Raw genomic sequence first — 1441 nt, 5'->3', positions numbered from 1 at the left:
GAGGGTGTCAGGAAGTTTGTGTGTGAGGCTCTGATCTAGAAGGAGTTTCACCGATAATGACTACGGTGTCACCGAAGAAAAACCATGACCCGGCGAGGGTCAACGAGATCAGCGAGAAGCTGATGGAAAACCCTGAGCTTGCCAGCTTGATCAGCGAGCTGTCGACCTCCGCCGATGATGCAAGCGAGCTGGTCAAAGGCCTGCTACAGGCATCGATCAACGCTGGTTTGCAGGCGGAGATGGATGCGCATTTGGGCTACGGCCATTCCGACCGCAAGACCAAAGCCCAGGTGGAAACCGCACAGGCGAACAATCACCGCAACGGGTCGTACACCAAGACCGTCAATTCCGGCTACGGCGCGGTAGAAGTGACCGTGCCCAGGGATCGTGCCGGCACGTTTGCTCCGAAGATGGTGCCCAAAGGTGCACGCCGGCTGACTGAGCTCGATGACATGATCGTCTCGCTGTACGCCGGCGGGATGACCGTGCGCGATATTCAGCACCATCTGGCAACCACGCTCGGGGTGGATATGAGCCCGGATACGATCAGCACCATTACCGATGCGGTGTTAGACGAGGTCATGATTTGGCAAAACCGCCAGCTTGACGAGTTTTACCCGGTGATCTTCCTCGACGCGCTACGCGTGAAGATCCGTGACGGCCACCGCGTGGTCAACAAGTCCTGCTACATGGCGGTTGGTGTCGACATGGACGGCATCAAGCACATCCTGGGATTGTGGATCGCGGAAAATGAAGGCGCTGCATTCTGGGCATCGGTGTGCGCGGACCTGGCCAACCGCGGTGTCCAGGACGTGTTCATCGTGTGCTGCGACGGGCTCAAAGGCCTGCCGGAAGCCGTGGAGGCCACCTGGCCGAATTCCATGGTGCAGACCTGCATTGTGCACCTGATTCGAGCTGCGAACCGGTGGGTGTCCTACCAGGACCGCAAACCCGTTTCCCGGGCGCTGCGTGAGGTCTACACGGCCGCCAACGAGGACACCGCACGTGCCAGCTTGGATGCGTTTGAGGCCAGTGAACTGGGCCGGAAATACCCGCAGTCGGTCAAAGTCTGGCGCGACGCGTGGGAGCGGTTCGTGCCGTTTCTGCAGTTCCCGCCGGCGGCACGCCGGGTGCTCTACACCACCAATTCGATCGAATCGCTCAATGCTGAATTGCGTAAAGCTACCCGTAACCGGGGCCAATTCCCGAACGATACTGCGGCGCTGAAGACGCTGTGGCTGATGATCTGCAACATCGAAGACAAGCGCGCCGCCCAGCGAGCGAAGAAAGCAAAGCGCGACGTTGAATGCAACGGCTATATTGAAGGAGCGAAAGCCACCGGGTGGAAACAAGCCATCAACCAACTAGCCGTGGCTTACCCCGACCGATTCGCGGACTACTTGTAAACCAAACCCCCGCACACAAAGAATCGGACACTCTC

General features: G+C 59.0%; 1 protein-coding gene. It reads left to right on the top strand.

Annotated elements, in window-relative coordinates; translation table 11 throughout:
* Positions 1–56 precede the first annotated feature (56 nt).
* Complete coding sequence (locus HMPREF3151_RS10430; protein WP_070475668.1) at positions 57–1406, top strand: IS256 family transposase; 1350 nt, start codon at positions 57–59, stop codon at positions 1404–1406.
* The last annotated feature ends 35 nt before the right edge of the window (positions 1407–1441 follow it).

The sequence above is a fragment of the Corynebacterium sp. HMSC05H05 genome, assembly GCF_001807265.1.
Classification (GTDB): Bacteria; Actinomycetota; Actinomycetes; order Mycobacteriales; family Mycobacteriaceae; genus Corynebacterium.
The sequence above is the reverse complement of the archived record's forward strand: the minus strand, read 5'-3'. Positions and strand labels throughout refer to the sequence as shown.